Annotated in this window: 12 protein-coding genes; 9 read left to right on the top strand and 3 right to left on the bottom strand. The window is 61.2% G+C overall.

Annotation, left to right across the window (positions count from 1 at the left end; all coding sequences use genetic code 11):
* The first annotated feature begins 6 nt into the window (after positions 1 to 6).
* From murD to lpxC, 9 genes are all read left to right on the top strand, one after another.
* Positions 7 to 1,353 (top strand): UDP-N-acetylmuramoyl-L-alanine--D-glutamate ligase, encoded by a 1,347-nt coding sequence (gene murD / locus HX783_RS07440; protein ID WP_177016474.1) that lies wholly within the window; start codon positions 7 to 9, stop codon positions 1,351 to 1,353.
* The gene (ftsW, locus tag HX783_RS07435) at positions 1,350 to 2,567 is read left to right on the top strand and encodes a putative lipid II flippase FtsW (RefSeq protein WP_159954306.1); all 1,218 of its coding nucleotides are present in this window, start codon (positions 1,350 to 1,352) and stop codon (positions 2,565 to 2,567) included. The genes murD and ftsW overlap by 4 nt, the downstream gene beginning before the upstream one ends.
* Complete coding sequence (gene murG, locus HX783_RS07430) at positions 2,557 to 3,627, top strand: undecaprenyldiphospho-muramoylpentapeptide beta-N-acetylglucosaminyltransferase (protein WP_177016473.1); 1,071 nt, start codon at positions 2,557 to 2,559, stop codon at positions 3,625 to 3,627. Before ftsW ends, murG begins: the two co-directional genes overlap by 11 nt.
* Positions 3,620 to 5,065 (top strand): UDP-N-acetylmuramate--L-alanine ligase, encoded by a 1,446-nt coding sequence (gene murC / locus HX783_RS07425; RefSeq protein WP_177016472.1) that lies wholly within the window; start codon positions 3,620 to 3,622, stop codon positions 5,063 to 5,065. Before murG ends, murC begins: the two co-directional genes overlap by 8 nt.
* A complete protein-coding gene (locus HX783_RS07420) occupies positions 5,062 to 6,018 on the top strand; it encodes a D-alanine--D-alanine ligase (protein WP_177016471.1) in 957 nt (318 codons plus the stop codon). Before murC ends, HX783_RS07420 begins: the two co-directional genes overlap by 4 nt.
* Positions 6,019 to 6,022: 4 nt before the next feature.
* Positions 6,023 to 6,892 carry a cell division protein FtsQ/DivIB gene (locus HX783_RS07415; protein ID WP_159954310.1) on the top strand — a complete coding sequence of 290 codons (870 nt, stop codon included), beginning with the start codon at positions 6,023 to 6,025 and terminating at the stop codon, positions 6,890 to 6,892.
* Between the two features lie 15 nt (positions 6,893 to 6,907).
* Positions 6,908 to 8,170: a cell division protein FtsA gene (gene ftsA / locus HX783_RS07410; protein WP_110623104.1), complete on the top strand. Its 1,263-nt coding sequence runs from the start codon at positions 6,908 to 6,910 to the stop codon at positions 8,168 to 8,170.
* A 74-nt stretch (positions 8,171 to 8,244) separates the two neighbouring features.
* A complete protein-coding gene (gene ftsZ / locus HX783_RS07405) occupies positions 8,245 to 9,450 on the top strand; it encodes a cell division protein FtsZ (RefSeq protein ID WP_017138180.1) in 1,206 nt (401 codons plus the stop codon).
* A gap of 112 nt (positions 9,451 to 9,562) precedes the next feature.
* The gene (gene lpxC / locus HX783_RS07400) at positions 9,563 to 10,474 is read left to right on the top strand and encodes a UDP-3-O-acyl-N-acetylglucosamine deacetylase (RefSeq protein ID WP_003171886.1); all 912 of its coding nucleotides are present in this window, start codon (positions 9,563 to 9,565) and stop codon (positions 10,472 to 10,474) included.
* A gap of 178 nt (positions 10,475 to 10,652) precedes the next feature.
* On the opposite strand, the gene HX783_RS07395 is transcribed toward lpxC, so the two are convergent.
* From HX783_RS07395 to HX783_RS07385, 3 genes are all read right to left on the bottom strand, one after another.
* On the bottom strand, positions 10,653 to 12,152 hold the full coding sequence (locus HX783_RS07395; RefSeq protein ID WP_177016470.1) for a sensor domain-containing diguanylate cyclase: 1,500 nt from the start codon (positions 12,150 to 12,152) through the stop codon (positions 10,653 to 10,655).
* 60 nt (positions 12,153 to 12,212) lie between these two features.
* On the bottom strand, positions 12,213 to 13,706 hold the full coding sequence (locus HX783_RS07390; RefSeq protein WP_177016469.1) for a sensor domain-containing diguanylate cyclase: 1,494 nt from the start codon (positions 13,704 to 13,706) through the stop codon (positions 12,213 to 12,215).
* An 87-nt stretch (positions 13,707 to 13,793) separates the two neighbouring features.
* On the bottom strand, positions 13,794 to 15,116 hold the full coding sequence (locus tag HX783_RS07385; RefSeq protein ID WP_177016468.1) for an OprD family porin: 1,323 nt from the start codon (positions 15,114 to 15,116) through the stop codon (positions 13,794 to 13,796).
* Positions 15,117 to 15,687: the final 571 nt, after the last annotated feature.

Raw genomic sequence — 15,687 nt, 5'->3', positions numbered from 1 at the left:
AAACGAGTGTCCCTGATCGCTTCAGACCACTTCCGCATCGTTGTCGGCCTCGGCAAGAGCGGCATGTCCCTGGTTCGCTTCCTGGCGAACCGGGGCACGTCGTTTGCTGTGGCCGATACGCGGGAAAATCCACCGGAGCTGGTCACGCTGCGCCGTGACTACCCGCACGTGGAAGTGCGTTGTGGCGAGCTGGATGTCGAGTTTCTGTGCCGTGCCGATGAGCTCTACGTGAGCCCAGGCTTAGCCCTGGCGACACCGGCTTTGCAAGCTGCTGCCGCACGTGGCGTGAAGCTCTCCGGCGATATCGACCTGTTCGCGCGCAACGCGAAAGCGCCGATTGTGGCCATCAGCGGCTCCAACGCGAAAAGCACCGTGACCACGCTGGTGGGCGAGATGGCCATTGCGGCCGGCAAGCGCGTGGCCGTGGGCGGTAACCTCGGCACACCGGCGCTGGATTTGCTCAGCGACGACGTCGAGCTGTACGTGATGGAACTGTCGAGCTTCCAGCTTGAAACCACCCACGACCTCGGCGCCGAAGTGGCCACCGTGTTGAACGTCAGCGAAGACCACATGGACCGCTACAGCGGCCTGCCGGCGTATCACTTGGCCAAGCACCGGATTTTCCGTGGTGCCAGGCAAGTCGTGGTCAACCGTCAAGACGCCCTGAGCCGTCCGCTGATGGGCGAAGGCCTGCCGTGCTGGACCTTTGGCCTCGGCAAACCCGATTTCAAAGCCTTCGGCATTCGCGAAGAGAACGGCGAGAAATACCTGGCCTTCGAATTCCAGAACCTGATGCCGGTGCGTGAGCTGAAAATCCGTGGCGCGCATAACCAGTCCAATGCGCTCGCAGCCTTGGCGCTCGGTCATGCGGTCGGCCTGCCGTTCGATGCCATGCTCGCCAGCCTGCGCACCTTCGCCGGTCTTGAGCACCGCTGCCAGTGGGTGCGCGACCTCAACGGCGTCAGCTATTACAACGATTCCAAGGCCACCAACGTCGGTGCTGCCCTGGCTGCCATCGAAGGCCTGGGTGCCGACATCGAAGGCAAGCTGGTGCTGATCGCTGGTGGCGATGGCAAAGGTGCCGACTTCAAGGACCTCAAAGGTCCGGTGGCCGCCCATTGCCGCGCCGTGGTGCTGATGGGCCGTGATTCCGATTTGATCGCCGCCGCCCTCGGTGACGCGGTGCCGCAAGTGCGTGCCACGTCCCTGGACGACGCCATCGCTCACTGCCAAGCCCTGGCCCAGCCGGGTGATGCAGTGCTGCTGTCGCCGGCGTGCGCCAGTTTCGACATGTTCAAGAACTACGAAGAGCGCGGCCAGCTGTTCGCCCGCGGCGTGGAGGCCTTGGCATGAATTTCAGAAATATCATCAAGCCGTACCCGTCGCCGATCATCACTGGCCGTGGCATCGACCTCGACTTCCCGATGCTCGCCGGCTGCCTCGCGCTGCTGGGCCTGGGCTTGGTGATGATCACCTCGGCATCCTCCGAAGTGGCCGCCGTGCAGTCGGGCAACACCCTGTACATGATGATCCGTCACCTGGTGTATTTGGTCATCGGCCTCGGCGCGTGCATCGTCACCATGATGATCCCGATTGCCACCTGGCAGCGCCTGGGCTGGATGATGCTGATCGGCGCGTTTGGCTTGCTGATCATGGTGATCCTGCCCGGCATCGGCCGCGAGGTGAACGGTTCGATGCGCTGGATCGGCTTCGGTGCGTTCAACGTGCAGCCGTCGGAAATCGCCAAGGTGTTCGTGGTGATCTACCTCGCCGGCTACCTGGTGCGGCGTCAGAAAGAAGTCCGCGAAAGCTGGATGGGCTTCTTCAAGCCCTTCATCGTGCTGCTGCCGATGGCTGGCCTGTTGCTGATGGAGCCCGACTTCGGTGCCACCGTGGTGATGATGGGTGCCGCCGCCGCCATGCTATTCCTCGGTGGCGTCGGCCTGTTCCGTTTCACCTTGATGGTGGTGCTGGCCGTGGCTGCCGTGACGGTGCTGGTGCAGGCGCAACCCTACCGGATGGCGCGTCTGATCACCTTTACCGACCCATGGTCCGACCAGTTCGGTTCCGGCTACCAGTTGACCCAGGCGCTGATTGCCTTCGGTCGCGGCGAATGGCTGGGCGTGGGCCTGGGCAACAGCGTGCAGAAGCAGTTCTACCTGCCGGAAGCGCACACCGACTTCGTGTTCTCGGTACTCGCCGAAGAACTGGGCGTGGTCGGTTCGCTGTGCACCGTCGCACTGTTCGTGTTCGTGTGTGTGCGCGGCATGTACATCGGCTTGTGGGCCGAGAAAGCCAAACAGTATTTCGCCGCGTATGTGGCGTACGGCTTGTCGTTCCTGTGGATCGGCCAGTTCCTGATCAACATCGGCGTGAACGTCGGTCTGCTGCCGACCAAGGGCCTGACCTTGCCGTTCCTCAGTTACGGCGGCAGTTCGTTGGTGATTTGCTGCGCGTGCCTGGGGTTATTGCTGCGCATCGAGTGGGAGAGTCGAACCCACTTGGGCAGCGAAGAGATGGAATTCAGCGAAAGCGATTTTGCCGAGGAGCCGAACCATGGGCGCTAACGTGCTGATCATGGCGGGCGGCACCGGGGGCCACGTGTTCCCGGCCCTGGCGTGCGCGCGCGAATTCCAGAACCGCGGCTACACCGTGCATTGGCTCGGTACACCGCGCGGCATCGAAAATGAATTGGTGCCGAATGCCGGCTTGCAGCTGCATTTGATCAACGTCACCGGCCTGCGTGGCAAGGGCAAGCTGTCCCTGCTCAAGGCGCCGTTCGTGTTGCTCAAGGCGGTGTGGCAGGCACGCAACGTCATCCGCGAATTGAAGCCGGTGTGCGTGCTCGGTTTTGGTGGTTACGTGACCGGCCCTGGCGGCGTGGCAGCCAAGCTCGCCGGTGTGCCGGTGATCGTGCACGAGCAGAACGCCGTCGCCGGTACTGCCAACCGCCTGCTGGTGCCGTTGGCCGCACGGGTGTGTGAAGCGTTCCCGAAAACCTTTGCCGCCTCGGACAAGCTGCGCACCACCGGCAACCCGGTGCGCACTGAACTGTTTATGGCCATTGCCCGTGAGGCATTGGCCGGGCGCAAGGCGCATCTGCTGATTCTGGGCGGAAGCCTGGGCGCCGAGCCGCTGAATAAATTGCTGCCCGAAGCGCTGGCGCAACTCTCTGTGGAATTGCGCCCGGAGATCTTCCACCAGGCCGGCAAGAACCACGATGAAGTGACCGCCACTCGCTATCGCGAGGCCGGGGTCGAGGCGAATGTACAGCCCTTCATTAAAGACATGGCCCACGCCTATGGCTGGGCCGACCTGGTGGTCTGTCGCGCTGGTGCGCTGACCGTCAGTGAACTGGCCGCCGCCGGTCTGCCGTCCTTGCTGGTGCCTTTGCCCCACGCGATTGACGATCACCAGACCCGCAACGCCGAATATTTGGCCGGGGAGGGCGCTGCCTTCCTGCTGCCGCAAAGAACGACTGGCGCCGCCGATTTGGCCGCACGCCTGACCGAGGTTTTGATGCAACCGGAACGACTCAACAGCATGGCGAGCACCGCAAGCCGCCTGGCCAAACCTGACGCAACCCGCACCGTGGTCGATATCTGCCTGGAGGTGGCCCATGGTTGAGAATCAGAAAGCCATGCCACAACCGGAAATGCGCCGCATCCGTCGCATTCACTTCGTCGGTATCGGCGGTGTGGGCATGTGCGGTATTGCCGAAGTACTGCTGAACCTGGGCTACCAAGTGTCCGGCTCCGACTTGAAAGAGTCGCCGGTCACCGACCGCCTGAAGTCCTTTGGCGCGCAAATCTTTATCGGCCACCGCGCCGAGAACGCCGCCGAGGCTGACGTGCTGGTGGTTTCCAGTGCCGTGAACACCTCCAACCCGGAAGTGGCCACCGCCCTTGAGCGCCGTATCCCCGTGGTGCCGCGTGCCGAGATGCTCGCCGAGCTGATGCGCTATCGCCACGGCATCGCCGTTGCCGGTACGCACGGCAAAACCACCACCACCAGCCTGATTGCCTCGGTGTTCGCCGCCGGTGGCCTGGACCCGACCTTCGTGATCGGTGGCCGTCTGAATGCAGCGGGCACCAATGCCCAGCTCGGCACCAGCCGCTACCTGATCGCCGAAGCCGATGAAAGTGACGCGAGCTTCCTGCACCTGCAACCGCTGGTTGCGGTGGTCACCAACATCGACGAAGACCACATGGCGACCTACGACGGTGACTTCAACAAGTTGAAGAAAACCTTCGTCGAATTCCTGCACAACCTGCCGTTCTACGGTTTGGCCGTGGTGTGCCTGGACGATCCTGTCGTGCGTGAAATCCTGCCGCTGGTCAAGCGTCCGACCGTGACCTACGGCTTCAGCGAAGACGCCGACGTGCGCGCGATCAATGTGCGCCAGGAAGGCATGCAAACCTTCTTCACCGTGCTGCGCCCCGACCGCGAACCACTGGATGTCTCGGTGAACATGCCGGGTAACCACAACGTGCTCAATTCCCTGGCGACCATCTGCATCGCCTCCGACGAGGGCGTCAGCGATGAAGCCATCGTTGAAGGCCTGTCGCGCTTTGCCGGGGTTGGCCGTCGCTTCCAGGTCTACGGCCAATTGCCGGTGGACGGCGGCGACGTGATGCTGGTGGACGATTACGGTCACCACCCGACCGAAGTCGCCGCAGTCATCAAAGCCGTGCGCGGTGGCTGGCCGGAGCGTCGCCTGGTGATGGTTTACCAGCCGCACCGCTACAGCCGCACCCGTGATCTGTACGACGATTTCGTCAATGTATTGGCCGATGCCAACGTGCTGCTGTTGATGGAAGTCTACCCGGCCGGTGAAGAGCCGATCCCGGGCGCCGACAGCCGCAAGCTGTGCAACAGCATCCGTCAGCGTGGCCAGTTGGACCCGATCTACATCGAGCGCGGTGTGGACCTGGCGCCGATCGTCAAGCCGCTGCTGCGTGCCGGTGACATCCTGCTGTGCCAGGGCGCCGGTGATATCGGTGGCCTTGCGCCCAAGTTGCTGGCGAGCCCGCTGTTCGGCGCCGTGCAGGGGAAGTCGAAATGACCACCCATTACGACGCCCTGTTTTCCACGATTACGCCTGCCGACTTCGGCCGCGTGGCCGTGCTGTTTGGCGGCAAGAGCGCCGAGCGTGAAGTGTCGCTCAAGTCCGGCAATGCCGTGCTTGAAGCCCTGCAAAGTGCCGGCGTGAACGCGTTCGGTATCGACGTGGGCGATGATTTCCTCGCCCGCCTGCAGGCCGAAAAAATCGACCGTGCCTTCATCATCCTGCACGGCCGTGGCGGCGAAGACGGCAGCATGCAAGGCTTGCTCGAGTGCGCCGGCATCCCTTACACCGGCAGCGGCATCCTCGCGTCGGCACTGGCGATGGACAAGTTGCGCACCAAGCAGGTGTGGCACAGCCTGGGTATTCCAACCCCGCGTCACAGCGTGCTGTGCAGCGAAGACGATTGTATTTGCGCAGCCAAGGAACTGGGCCTGCCTTTGATCGTCAAACCAGCCCATGAAGGCTCCAGTATCGGCATGGCCAAAGTGAACTCGGCCGCCGAATTGATCGACGCATGGAAAGCGGCAAGTACCTACGATTCGCAAGTGTTGGTGGAACAGTGGATTCAAGGCCCTGAGTACACCATCGCCACCCTGCGTGGCCAGGTATTGCCGCCTATCGCATTGGGTACGCCCCACACCTTTTACGACTACGACGCCAAGTACGTGGCTTCCGATACCCAGTACCGGATCCCGTGCGGCCTCGACGCAACCAAGGAACAGGAATTGATGGACCTCACGGCGAAAGCCTGTGAGGCGCTGGGTATCGCCGGTTGGGCGCGGGCAGACGTGATGCAGGATGACCAAGGGAATTTCTGGTTCCTGGAAGTCAACACCGCTCCCGGTATGACCGATCACAGCCTGGTACCTATGGCAGCCCGTGCAGCCGGTTTGGATTTCCAGCAGTTGGTGCTGGCGATCCTGGCCGCAAGCATTGAGCCAAGAGGCTAAACACATGAACGGCGCATCGCTTCGTCATCAGCAACCTCCAGTGCCCAGCCGCAAGCCGGTGCCTCGGGGTGCCAGCCGAATGGTGGCTAAAGAGCCGATGTCGGCGCGCCTGCCGAAAGCCAACTTTGGTTTTCTCAAAGCGCTGTTTTGGCCGGTGCTGTTGGTAGCGTTGGGCTTTGGTACTTACGAAGGTGCGCAGCGCCTGTTGCCGTATGCCGATCGACCGATTACCAAGATCAGTGTTCAGGGCGACTTGAGCTACATCAGTCAGCAAGCGGTACAGCAGCGCATCGGCCCGTACCTGGCGGCGAGCTTCTTTACCATCGACCTGGCCGGTATGCGCTCGGAGCTGGAGCAAATGCCGTGGATCGCCCACGCCGAAGTCCGCCGCGTCTGGCCGGACCAGGTGACGATCCGCCTGGAAGAACAGCTGCCCGTGGCCCGTTGGGGCGATGGCGCGCTGCTGAACAACCAGGGCCAGGCGTTTACCCCGCGCGAGTTGGCGAATTACGAACACCTGCCGCAGTTGATCGGGCCGCAGCGGGCGCAACAGCAAGTAATGCAGCAGTACCAGGCCTTGAGCCAGATGCTGCGCCCGCTGGGTTTCTCCATTGCACGCCTGGAACTGCGTGAACGGGGCAGCTGGTTTTTGACCACCGGGGCAGGCAGTTCCGGCCCGGGCATCGAGTTGCTGCTGGGACGCGGCAACCTGGTGGAAAAGATGCGCCGCTTTATTGCCATCTATGACAAGACCTTGAAAGAACAGATTACGAACATTGCGAGCGTCGACCTGCGTTACGCCAACGGCCTGGCCGTCGGCTGGCGTGAACCAGCTGCGCCGACGACAGCCAAACCCGCTGTCGCGAAGAATTAAGAAGAGGCAGGACCCATGGCAAACGTGCAAAGCGGAAAAATGATCGTCGGTCTCGATATCGGCACCTCCAAAGTGGTGGCGCTGGTCGGCGAGGTCGGTGAAGACGGTGTTATCGAAATCGTCGGTATCGGCACGCATCCGTCCCGGGGCCTGAAGAAGGGCGTGGTGGTGAACATCGAGTCCACCGTGCAATCGATCCAGCGCGCCATCGAAGAAGCGCAGCTGATGGCCGGTTGCCGGATTCACTCTGCGTTCGTCGGCGTGGCCGGCAACCATATCCGCAGCCTGAATTCCCACGGCATCGTGGCGATCCGCGACCGTGAAGTCAGCTCCGCCGACCTTGAGCGCGTACTCGACGCCGCCCAGGCCGTGGCGATCCCGGCTGACCAGCGCGTGCTGCACACCCTGCCGCAGGACTACGTGATCGATAACCAGGAAGGCGTTCGTGAGCCGCTGGGCATGTCGGGCGTACGTCTGGAGGCCAAGGTTCACGTGGTGACCTGCGCCGTAAACGCCGCACAGAACATTGAAAAATGCGTGCGCCGCTGCGGCCTGGAAATCGACGACATCATTCTTGAGCAGCTGGCGTCGGCCTACTCGGTACTGACCGACGACGAAAAAGAGCTGGGCGTGTGCCTGGTCGACATCGGCGGCGGCACCACCGATATCGCGATTTTCACCGAGGGTGCGATCCGTCACACCGCCGTGATCCCGATTGCCGGTGACCAGGTCACCAACGACATCGCCATGGCGCTGCGTACGCCGACCCAGTACGCCGAAGAAATCAAGATCCGTTACGCCTGCGCCCTGGCCAAACTGGCTGGTGCCGGTGAAACCATCAAGGTGCCAAGCGTCGGCGATCGCCCACCGCGTGAGCTGTCGCGTCAGGCCCTGGCCGAAGTGGTCGAGCCTCGCTACGACGAGCTGTTCACCCTGATCCAGGCTGAACTGCGCCGCAGCGGTTATGAAGATTTGATCCCGGCCGGCATCGTGCTGACCGGTGGCACCTCGAAGATGGAAGGCGCGGTCGAACTGGCCGAGGAAATCTTCCACATGCCGGTTCGCCTGGGCGTGCCCCATGGTGTCAAAGGCCTGGGCGACGTGGTGCGCAACCCGATTTATTCAACCGGTGTGGGCTTGCTGTTGTACGGGCTGCAAAAGCAGACCGACGGCATTTCCCTGTCGGGCCCAAGTATCCGTGACAGCTACCGCAGCGACGACGAGGCGAAAGCGCCGTTGTTCGAGCGGCTGCAGGCTTGGGTAAAAGGCAATTTCTAACGATTTACCGCGACACCGCAGCACCGCAGTAAGCAGTAGGCGAAAAAACTAGAGAAAATGAAAGGAGAGGGAACATGTTCGAACTCGTAGACAACATCCCCGCAAGCCCGGTTATCAAAGTAATCGGTGTCGGCGGTGGCGGCGGCAACGCTGTCAACCACATGGTCAAAAGCAACATTGAAGGCGTTGAATTCATCTGCGCCAACACTGATGCCCAGGCGCTGAAAAGCATCGGCGCGCGGACCATCCTGCAATTGGGCACAGCCGTGACCAAGGGCCTCGGCGCTGGCGCCAACCCGGAAGTCGGCCGTCAAGCCGCACTGGAAGACCGCGAGCGTATTGCTGAAGTGCTGCAAGGCACCAACATGGTGTTCATCACCACTGGCATGGGCGGCGGTACCGGTACCGGTGCGGCCCCGATCATTGCCGAAGTGGCCAAGGAAATGGGGATTCTGACGGTTGCTGTCGTCACCCGTCCGTTCCCGTTCGAAGGCCGCAAGCGCATGCAGATCGCCGACGAAGGCATCCGTCTGCTGTCTGAAAGCGTCGACTCGTTGATCACCATTCCCAACGAGAAGCTGCTGACCATCCTGGGCAAGGACGCAAGCCTGCTGTCCGCGTTCGCCAAGGCTGACGATGTACTGGCCGGTGCCGTTCGCGGTATCTCCGACATCATCAAGCGCCCAGGCATGATCAACGTCGACTTTGCCGACGTACGTACTGTCATGAGCGAAATGGGCATGGCGATGATGGGCACTGGCTGCGCCAGCGGTCCGAACCGTGCGCGTGAAGCCACTGAAGCGGCGATCCGCAACCCGTTGCTGGAAGACGTGAACCTGCAAGGCGCACGCGGCATCCTGGTGAACATCACCGCCGGTCCTGACCTGTCCCTGGGTGAGTACTCCGACGTGGGTAGCATCATCGAAGCCTTCGCTTCCGAGCACGCGATGGTCAAAGTCGGCACCGTTATCGACCCGGACATGCGTGATGAACTGCACGTGACCGTGGTGGCTACCGGCCTGGGCGCTAAAATCGAGAAGCCTGTGAAGGTCATCGACAATACCGTTCACACCGGCCACAACAGCCACGCCAGCCAGCAAGCTGCCGCTCCAGCGCCTGCGCGCCAGGAACTGCCGTCTGTGAACTATCGTGATCTGGACCGTCCGACCGTGATGCGCAACCAGGCTCAGGCCGGTGCTGCGGCGTCCCGTAGCCCGAATCCGCAAGATGATCTGGACTACCTGGACATCCCGGCATTCCTGCGTCGTCAGGCCGATTAATGGAATGTATCAGGGCTATGAAGGTGATTGGTGTTCAGCAAAGGTCTGGTCTGTTATTATCGCCAGCCTTTGTTGATACCAGTTCGCAATTTGCGCTGAAGCGGTCCAAGCCATGATTAAACAACGCACCCTGAAGAATATTATCCGTGCCACAGGTGTAGGTCTGCACTCCGGGGAGAAGGTATACCTGACCCTCAAGCCCGCACCTGTCGACACCGGCATCGTGTTTGTTCGTGCCGACCTGGACCCTGTGGTGCAGATTCCTGCTCGCGCGGAAAACGTTGGCGAAACCACGATGTCGACCACATTGGTCAACGGTGACGTCAAAGTGGACACGGTGGAGCACTTGCTCTCGGCCATGGCTGGCCTGGGCATCGATAACGCCTACGTCGAGCTCTCCGCGTCCGAAGTCCCGATCATGGATGGCAGCGCTGGACCCTTCGTATTCTTGATTCAATCTGCCGGCCTGGAAGAACAGGACGCAGCCAAGAAGTTCATTCGCATTCTGCGGGAAGTGACAGTAGAAGACGGCGACAAGCGCGCCACCTTCGTCCCGTTCGAAGGCTTTAAAGTGAGCTTTGAGATCGATTTCGATCACCCGGTATTCCGTGACCGCACCCAAAGTGCAAGCGTGGATTTTTCCAGCACTTCGTTCGTAAAAGAAGTCAGCCGCGCCCGTACCTTTGGTTTCATGAGTGACATCGAGTACCTGCGCAAGCACAACCTCGCACTCGGCGGCAGCGTTGAAAACGCCATTGTGGTCGACGCGGATGGTGTACTGAACGAAGACGGCCTTCGCTACGAAGACGAATTCGTGAAGCACAAGATCCTCGATGCAATCGGTGACCTCTACCTGCTGGGCAATAGCCTGATAGGCGAGTTCAAAGGCTTCAAGTCGGGCCACGCCCTTAACAACCAGCTGCTGCGCAAGTTGATTGAGCAGACAGACGCTTGGGAAGTCGTGACCTTCGAAGATGCCAGCACCGCACCGATCTCTTACATGCGTCCCGTTGCGGCGGTGTAAGTAACAACTCTCTTTCTTTAGTTTTGAAAGGCCACCTTCGGGTGGCCTTTTTTTATGCCTGATGTGAAAGCACCGCAGCCCTCCTGTGGGAGCTGGCTTGCCCGCGATAGCATCACTGCGGTACGCCATAAATACCAAGGCACCTGCATCGCAGCTTCGCTATTAATTTACGCTGCACTCACCCAGCTTGAAGCGTTGCAGTATCCACAATCCGATTGCGCCCGCTGTGCTTGGCCTCATACAACGCCTGATCCGCACTCAACAACAACGCCTCCAACGACATGCGGCTGCGCTTGTCCCACGTACTCATGCCGATACTCACCGTAATCGGCCGCTCGGCGCCGGCGACCCGTGGCAGGTGCTCGACACTGCTGCGGATATGCTCGGCGATCAGCCACGCGCCTTTAGCGTCGGTATGCGGCAGCACCACCGCAAACTCCTCCCCGCCGTAGCGCGCCGCCAGGTCAGCGGGGCGGCGGATGTTGTCTTCGATCACCTGGGCCACCGTGCGCAATGCCGCGTCACCGCCGTGGTGGCCATGACGGTCGTTGAAAGCCTTGAAGTGGTCTACGTCGATCATCAGCAAAGTCAGCGGCTCCGTTGAGCGTTGCGCGCGGTCCCATTCCTGGCGCAGGCGCTGGTCCAGGGTGCGGCGGTTGGCCAACCCGGTCAGGGCATCGGTGGCTGCCAGTTCTGACAGCACCTGCTCGGCGCGGTGGCGGCGGCGCAATTCTTTGCTCAGCATCCAGCTCAGCCATAGCAAGCCAATGCACAGCACGCCGGTTGCCAGGCTGATCAGCAAGGCCGCGCGCTTCCATTGGGCGAAGATGTCTTCGGTAGACAGGGCCACCGCCACGATCAGCGGTAAGTCGCCCACACTGGAAAAGGTATAGAGCCGTTCCTGGTGGTCGACGCTGGAAACCCCGCGAAAGCTGCCGTCGCGTTCCTTGAGCATGCGCGCGACGTTGGGGCGCTGGCTCAAGTCCTTGTCGATCATGTCGAGTTCCAGCAGGGGGTATTGCGCAAGCAGGATGCCCTGCTGGTTGATCAGGTTAATGGTGCTGTTGCTGCCGATGTTCAGGCTGCTGAACAGTTGGTGAAAGTACGACAGGCGCATGGACGCCACCGCGACGCCCTGAAAGCGTCCATCGGGCCCGGAAATACGCCGGCTGAATGCAATGCGCCATTGGTCGTCACACACGCAGCGCGCCATGAACGGCCGGCTGATATACAGCCCGATATCAGGTTTTTTCCGGTGCGCCTGAAAATAGTCCCGGTCGGCAAAGTTACCGGTCTTGGGCGTGAGCAAGGACGAGTCGGCAATCACCTCGCCGTTGGCGTCGAGCAGCAGGATGTCGCCCTTGTACGGTGCGGCGGCGGAGCGGTCGAACAGCACCAGGTGACGAATTTCGGCGGAAACGCTGTGCAGGTCATTGCGCTCCGTGGCGGCGATCAGGCCTTTGAGGGCCATGTCGTAGAGCTCGGCATTGCGCAGTACATCCGCGTCGATCAGTTGGGTAATGTTGTTCGCGGTGCGTTTGGCGGTCTGCAGGGTGCTGGCGTGTTCACGAATCAGCAGCACCGCCACGATCGCCACGATCAGCAGGGCCGTGAGCACGCTGCCCAGGATCAGCAAGCGCTCCGGGCGACGTGTAGGGCGGGAAAGGCTCGGGCTCATCGGGCTTACTTCTGCTTCGAGGATGCCAATAGCGTAGTACGTGCAGGGCGTTGCAGCCGATCAGCGTGTGGCCGCCTCCACAATCCGGTTGCGCCCGCTGTGCTTGGCCTCATACAGCGCCTGATCCGCGTGCAGCAGCAACGCCTCGAGTGATAGGCGGCTGCGTTTGTCCCAGGTACTCATGCCGATACTTACGGTGATCGGCCGCTCGGCACCGGCGACCCGTGGCAGGTGCTCGACTTCGCTGCGGATATGCTCGGCGATCACCCAGGCGCCCTTGGCGTCGGTATTCGGCAGCACCACCGCAAACTCTTCCCCGCCATACCGTGCAGCCAGGTCGGCTGGGCGGCGGATGTTGCCGCCGATCACCTGGGCGACCGTGCGCAGTGCCGCGTCACCGCCATGATGGCCATGGCGGTCGTTGAAAGCCTTGAAGTGGTCCACGTCGATCATCAACAGCGTCAGCGGCTCGGTGGAACGCTGTGCGCGTTCCCATTCCAGGCCCAGGCGTTGATCCAGGATACGGCGGTTGGCCAGGCCAGTCAGGGCATCGGTGGCGGCCAGCTCCGACAGCACCTGTTCGGCGCGATAACGGCGACGCAGTTCACGGCGCAACATCCAGGTCAGCCATAACAAACCTATGCAGAGCACGCCGGTGGCGCCACTGGTAAGCAGCGCGGCGCGCTTCCAGGGGGCGAACACGTCCTCACTGGCCAGCGCCACCACCACAATCAGCGGCAGCTCACCGACATTGGTGAAGGTGTATAAACGCTCTGTGCCACTGATGGCTGAGATAGCCCGAAAGCTGCCTTGGCCTTCGCGCAGTATGCGTTTGAAGTTGGGCCGATCGCTGAGGTCTTTATCGATCATGTCGCGTTCCAGCAGCGGCTGCTGGGCCAGGAGAATGCCGCGATTGTTCAGCAGGTTGACCGAGCTGCCATTGCCGATGGTGAGGCGGTTGAACAACTGATCGAAGTACGCCAAACGCATCGTCGCCACCGCGACACCGGCAAACTCGCCGTCGGGCCCGCTTATTCGGCGACTGAATGCCATGCGCCAGACTTGGTCGCAATCGCAGCGGATCTTGAACGGCCGGCTGATAAACAGGCCTGCCTGGGCATTCTGTTTATGCACCTGGAAATAATCGCGGTTGGCGAAATTGCGCGGTGTGGGCCGCAGCGTCGAGGAGTCGGCAATCACCGCGCCATCGGCATCCAGCAACAGCACTTCGCCTTTGAAGGGCGCCGCGTTGGATTGATCAAACTGCACCACGTGGCGGATTTCCGGCGACGCCTGCGCCAGGTCCTTGCGCTTGGCGGCGCTGATCAAGCCCAGCAGCGCCAAGTCATACAGCTCGGCGTTACGCAACACATCGGCATTGATCAGTTGGGTGATATTGGTGGTTGCGCGTTTGGCCGCCTGCAAGGTGCTGGCGTGTTCGCGGGTCAGCAACGCTGCAACGATAATCACAATCAGGATAACGGTGAGGCCACTGCCCAGAATCAGCAAAAGCTCCGAGCGTGCAGGCAAAGAAGGAGGGCGGAGTTGACTCATCGCGCAGGCTTCAACAGGGAAGATACTGGCAGTTTAGTTCTACGCGATGAAAATTAGAGCATGGGCTAAAAAAGAAAAATCAGCGGGTTAGAACACGTTGATCGGGTAGTCCACGATTACCCGGTATTCATCCACATCGCGATCCACCGCCGCGTAGCCATTGCCGCCACGGTTGGTTGCCCACTGCAGGCGTACCGCCAGATCCTTGGCCTTGCCGCCTTGCACCACGTACTTCAAGTCGATGTCCCGCTCCCAGTGTTTCGCGTCCTTGCCATCGGCGCTGTACCAGGCGCTGTAGCCACGGCTGTTGGGGTCGACCTTGGTCAGGTCGGTCTTGCCGCTGATGTAGGACACGGCGGACGTCAGCCCAGGCATGCCGAGGCCGGCGAAGTCGTAGGCGTACTTGAGTTTCCACGAGCGCTCGTTGGGGCCGTTGAAGTCCGAGTATTGCTGGGAGTTGTCCAGGTAAACGCTGTCGCCCTGGCTGATGTAGTCGAACGGCGTGTTGCCGTTGACCCGCTGGTAGGCGGCGGTGACGCTGTGGTTGCCCACGCCCACGGTGAAATGCAGGCTGTAGGTGTTGTTGTCGATATTGCCCAGCAGTGACTGGCCGGTGTCCTGGGTGTGGTAGTAGTGCAGGCCCGGGTTGAGGCTGACCAGGTCATTGAGCGCGTAGGTGTAGTCCAGGTCGTAGTAGTACTGGTGCCATACGTCCTTGAGTTCGGAGGCGTACAGGTTGCTGGTCACGCCTGGAATGCCGCTGAACGACACACCGGCCCAGTTCAGGTGCTTGCTGTCGGCGTGGTCCGGCAGCGCGCCGTAGCTGGTGCCGATGCGCCGGTGGCCGCTCTGGTTGTAGAGCTTGGTGAAACTGGCCTGGCCACCTTCGAGCATCCAGCCGTCGAAGCTGTGGTTGGTCAGGCTCACGCCACGAAAGTCCTGCGGCAGCATGCGGGTCATGCCGCCGGCGATCACCGGGTTGTTGAGGAACAGGTCGCCGGCTTTCAGCTCGGTGTCGAAGGCGCGCATCTTCAAGGTGCCGCCAGCGGTAGAGAACGAACCGGGGGCTTTGCCGTTGCCGCTGCCGTACGGGAGGATGCTGGAACCGTCAGTGCCGCCACCGCCGTCGAGTTTGAGGCCGAGCATGGCGTTGAGGTCCAGGCCGAAGCCGACAGTGCCTTGGGTGTAGCCGGATTCGAAAGTGCCGATGAAACCCTGGCCCCATTCCTCGCTGTCATCGGTGTGAATGTCGCGACGGTCGCGGTTCATGTAGTAGTTGCGGGTGTTGATCTTGAGGCTTGCGCCTTCGACGAAACCGTCGGCGGGGGTGGTGTCTGCCGCGTGGGCGAGGGGGGCGATCGTTGCTGCAATCGCTAGGAATAGCGGGGTGAACGTCAGCGAGTTCTTCACCGGTGGAGCTCCTTTGGTCAATCGTAAACGGCCAATGTCGTGGGGGTGTGCCTGGCCTTTTTTACGGCAAAAAAAAGCCGCTGAAGTCAGCGGCTTTAAACAGATTCCCAGTGTAGAGCCCTGGAAATAAGTCGAGGGAAATTGGGGTGAGCGGGAAGCTGTGTTTGCCGTCGCGCTCATCGGTGCGTCAAATTAACGCAGGTGAGCGGTGCGATACAGAGTGTAACAAGATAATGACTGTTGCCCAAATCGCAATAGTCGAGGCGGCAGAGCCTCCTGTCGGAGCTGGCTTGCCTGCGTTGAGTTCCATAAGTCGACTCCGATTCAACGGATACGCCGCGATCCAAATGTGGGAGCGGGCTTGCTCGCGAAGGCGGCGGGTAGGTTGGTGGTTTGGTTCAGGACGACCGAGTACATATCCATTTCTGCGGTAACGGCCACTTAGGGTTCCGCCCTTACGGCGGGTCACTTTTTTACAAACGCCTAAAAAAGTAACCAAAAAACGCTTTGCCCCACCACTCGGTGCCTCGCCTAGGCTCGGCATGCCCGCACGCAGGCTTGAATCCGTGGG

This window comes from Pseudomonas sp. D2002 (genome assembly GCF_013385735.1).
GTDB lineage: Bacteria > Pseudomonadota > Gammaproteobacteria > Pseudomonadales > Pseudomonadaceae > Aquipseudomonas.
Note: the sequence above shows the minus strand (reverse complement) of the source record. Positions and strands in the feature narration are given on the sequence as shown.

Coding starts and splice junctions, on each gene's coding strand:
- HX783_RS07390 (WP_177016469.1), bottom strand. CDS start 13,706: ATGAGTCAACTCCGCCCTCCTTCTTTGCCTGCACGCTCGGAGCTTTTG.
- murC (WP_177016472.1), top strand. CDS start 3,620: ATGGTTGAGAATCAGAAAGCCATGCCACAACCGGAAATGCGCCGCATC.
- ftsZ (WP_017138180.1), top strand. CDS start 8,245: ATGTTCGAACTCGTAGACAACATCCCCGCAAGCCCGGTTATCAAAGTA.
- ftsW (WP_159954306.1), top strand. CDS start 1,350: ATGAATTTCAGAAATATCATCAAGCCGTACCCGTCGCCGATCATCACT.
- HX783_RS07415 (WP_159954310.1), top strand. CDS start 6,023: ATGAACGGCGCATCGCTTCGTCATCAGCAACCTCCAGTGCCCAGCCGC.
- lpxC (WP_003171886.1), top strand. CDS start 9,563: ATGATTAAACAACGCACCCTGAAGAATATTATCCGTGCCACAGGTGTA.
- HX783_RS07420 (WP_177016471.1), top strand. CDS start 5,062: ATGACCACCCATTACGACGCCCTGTTTTCCACGATTACGCCTGCCGAC.
- murG (WP_177016473.1), top strand. CDS start 2,557: ATGGGCGCTAACGTGCTGATCATGGCGGGCGGCACCGGGGGCCACGTG.
- ftsA (WP_110623104.1), top strand. CDS start 6,908: ATGGCAAACGTGCAAAGCGGAAAAATGATCGTCGGTCTCGATATCGGC.
- HX783_RS07395 (WP_177016470.1), bottom strand. CDS start 12,152: ATGAGCCCGAGCCTTTCCCGCCCTACACGTCGCCCGGAGCGCTTGCTG.